Annotated in this window: 2 protein-coding genes and 1 pseudogene; all 3 read right to left on the minus strand. The window is 47.4% G+C overall.

Annotated features, from left to right (window positions below; all coding sequences use genetic code 11):
* Positions 1–407 (minus strand): annotated as a pseudogene (locus ACTIE6_RS20120) (carbamoyl-phosphate synthase large subunit); the annotation flags it as partial.
* A gap of 196 nt (positions 408–603) precedes the next feature.
* Positions 604–2,439 carry a hypothetical protein gene (locus ACTIE6_RS20125; protein ID WP_439558351.1) on the minus strand — a complete coding sequence of 612 codons (1,836 nt, stop codon included), beginning with the start codon at positions 2,437–2,439 and terminating at the stop codon, positions 604–606.
* A gap of 100 nt (positions 2,440–2,539) precedes the next feature.
* Positions 2,540–3,663: hypothetical protein (locus ACTIE6_RS20130; protein ID WP_439558352.1), on the minus strand; the 1,124-nt coding region annotated here is incomplete at its 5' end.

Genomic DNA, 3,663 nt, shown 5'->3' on the forward strand with positions numbered 1-3,663 from the left:
TTTTCTCTATCCTCAGTCGTTTCAATCGCCTTGATGTCGACACCAATGATCTCCACATCATATTTTTTCCAGATTCCCGCCTTGTCGCAGTCAATCGCAAGGTTCAATGCAGTCTGGCCTCCCATTGTCGGTAACACCGCGTCGATGGGCCTTCCTAGCGCTCTGTGTTTTTCAAGAATTTCAACGATATACTTTTTCTCCAATGGCAACAGATAAACATGATCTGCACTGATAGGATCAGTCATGATGGTTGCCGGATTGGAATTGATCAGCACTACTTCAATTCCTTCCTCACGCAGCGAACGCGCTGCCTGGGAACCGGAGTAATCAAATTCACAAGCCTGACCTATGACAATGGGACCTGAACCGATAATCAGAACGGATTTGATATTCGTATTTTTGGGCACAGTAGATGGTATTTTTGTAGAAATGAAGGAAATACTTTAACAACTTTTGGGGTTGCCTGGTAAATTTCAGCAGGGGTACGTCCAAAAATTCCACAAAGTTAATTCACATATCCGAAAAAGCAGGATAGGAAGTCGGAAATTAGTTGTAAAAATGAAATTTTACATGTAAGTAACTGTGATGCAGGATCTTGAAAAATTACTGCAACGGAAGAATGGCTGGCGCAGAGATATCGAAGTCGCGTAAACGAAGCGGAACGTTGCCGCTCGCTCCAAATCGCCATTCTGCTGTGTTGCCTGGTATGTTCGGGTAATATCCGACGCGGATTTGTAATGTATTGAATGTAAGATTCTCATTTCTCAACCTGAGTCCAAGCCCGTAACCCTGGTAAAGCGGCCCGCTCCAAAGGGAAGAAACGCCATTCACCAGTCCGAGATCGGCAAAAACAAAATAGGCGATACGAAAGCCGAGCAAACTTTTATCCGAGAAAAAAACAGTTTCAGTTCCCACCGTAAGCCGCTTTGTACCAATCAGCTGATCATTGTTAATGCCCCTGATACCTTGCTCTCCGCTGATATTGAGATAATCAAGCGGATCGCGGCGGATTCCGTGGGTGTAGCGAAATGTAAGGAATTGACGAAAAAAGCTGTATCTGAATGGGATCAGGTTGCTGATGTAATTCAGCTGTCCATTGATCACACCTTGCTGCGCAACTCCGTTTTTGGAGTAAGTGCCCACATTGGCAAGAAAGTACATATACCCCAGATTGTGCGGGATGTAGTTACCAGTGGCAAACTGCACACCGCCGTACCCGCGCGCTCCGAATTCGGTATTTTCTCTTCCGATCGTCAATGCAAACAGGCTACCGATCGGTACGTCTTCCGTTCTACCAAAACCGTAGATCAAAACGTCGCGTTTGTAGTTTCTATTGGAATATCCCAGGCTCACGAGGGTAGCGCTGCGGTTCCAGTATATTTTGTTGAGATCGGCTGAGACTTGCGGTCGCTTTTCGAAGTGGTACTTGTTGTGCCGGAATGCAGTCACGATCCGTGAGTTTTTGGCGAGCCTGCTGTCGGGGAACGGGAACTTGAAGGCCCGGCCAATCCACGCATCGTAATAAGCATATTCGGTTGGAAAGCGGATTTCCACATCGGTATCGTCCAGTCTTCGCTTATACTGCCGCACATTGGTATGCCCGATTTCCAGCGCGCCGGCGTATTTGGTTTCATTGGTCAAAAATCGCCGGAAAAAGCGGATCGACTGTTCCTTTACATCACGTTCAAGAATAAAGTTGGCCTGACCGGTGATGAACGTTTTTCCTATATAAGGAATGGTATAAATGCTCCTGAACTGGAATTTCTGAATAGTATCATTGGCATTCCACCGGATTCCCGTGCGCTGTGAATGCGTGGTCCCGCGGACGTTGATGTTCTCGACGGATGCATTGAATTTATTGAAGCCACTGAACCCACCCGCAAAGTTAAGCGACCAAGAATCCTGCACCAGTACCACCACATCGGCCATCCAGGTGACATCGCTTCTTGGTACTACAATGATACGTGCATCCAGAATGGTGCGGTTTTCACGCAGCAGACGCTCGTTATCTTTTAGTACTTGTGCCTGGATATCGTCGCCTTCCGAAAACAGCAGGAAAGATTTGCGGATAATACCCTCGCGCGTGTTGGTATGCAGCGTTTTGCTCAAAAAACGTTCAAGCCGGTTACCGGTACGCGTGGTGTCGTAAACAGATTCGCCCATGATATCCAGCTGGCGAATGTAAATCTTGCGGATCACCATTCCCTCATAAGGGGTAAATGGATTCGTCTCAATTTCTTTCACCTCCTTGATCTTGCCCTGGTTATAAACATCCCGGAAAAGCAACCTGTATACCGCGCGCGAAAACTTCGTTTTCGACATACGCGCTTTCAGGTTGGTGTACCGGACGCTATCGCTTTTGTAAACTGCCACGCTGTCCGGATTTTGGGCCGAAGCGAAGGCAGAGAACAGAAGAAACAGTACCAGATACTTGTACATGAGAGATGTAAATTCCAATAGACAGCATTAACGTAAACGCGGGAACCAAAGGTATGCGGCAGTTTAAGGGGCGGCTATTTAATCGTCCTGAAAGGTGATATTACTTATTTGCGTCGAGAATAGCTTTTACAGTTTTGTCGAGCGCACTCGGAGCGGGGGCATTTTTCAATGCAAATTTCCCGTTTGGCCTGATAATCGCGAATGTACCGGCATCCAGCGGGTTCAGTCTGAAAAGCAGGTCCATTGCCTGATTCTCATTCAGGAATACATGCGTGCCTTTGAGCTGGTGCCTGACCAGGTACTGGCGCAGCAGTTCATCCGAAAACCCATATTCCTGTCCCGGCAGGTGAACAAAGAGGAATTTCACGTTTTCAGGAAGGCGGGATTGCAGCATCGGGATGAAGCCCAGCTCTTCGCGGCTTTTCGCATCTTCCATGCTCCATTTAACCAGGTAAATCGTATTGCCTTTGAAACCATCAATAATCTGGTTAACCCAGGTGTTACCGCGATCGTTGGAGGCAGTCAGGTAGTAGCCGGGCAAGGCTTCTGTGGGCAGCGTTCTGGCATTTTTGAAGTTGACAAGCTTGCTGATATCCACACTGTCTTTCACTTCCAGCCGCACAAGCTCATCAAGCGACTGCCTGAATTGGGGAATGCTGTTGCGCGATTGAATGTGCCTGTTTAGCAGCAGCTGCTGTTTGTAGGTAAATTTGTAAAGGTTGCGGGACAGATACCGTGCGTTCAGGAACTCGGTAGCAGTGCTGTCAAACAGATCGTTATAGCTCCTGCTTTCTCTTTCGTAGTTAAAAAGAATATTCAGCGTCGTTTCATTTTTTGCAAAAAGCTTATTCAAAAAATCGAGCTGCGCCTTTTCAGCAACGCCGTTTAATGTGATTTGTTCAAGCCGCTGTTTTTCATCGGATGTGAGGTTATTGCTATAAGTTCTGATCAGCGTCGCCATTAATCTTACGGGCAGTGAGTTGGTACGGCTTGGACTGTTAATCCGCTGCTGCTGCACAAGCAGGTCGGCATAATCGCCAAACCGGCTCGCCCATATCACGCGCTGACCTGTCAACGGCGGCTTGGCCAGCCGGTCAAGACTGTCTTTGAGAGCACTGCTTACTTCATATAAATTACTTAATGAATGCTCAAACAGGATCTGCATTTGCTCTTCGTCAGCATTTGACTTAACCCATTGCAGCAATGCGGGAGAAGGTACCGTGT

This window comes from Dyadobacter sp. (genome assembly GCF_051859145.1).
Taxonomy (GTDB): Bacteria; Bacteroidota; Bacteroidia; order Cytophagales; family Spirosomataceae; genus Dyadobacter.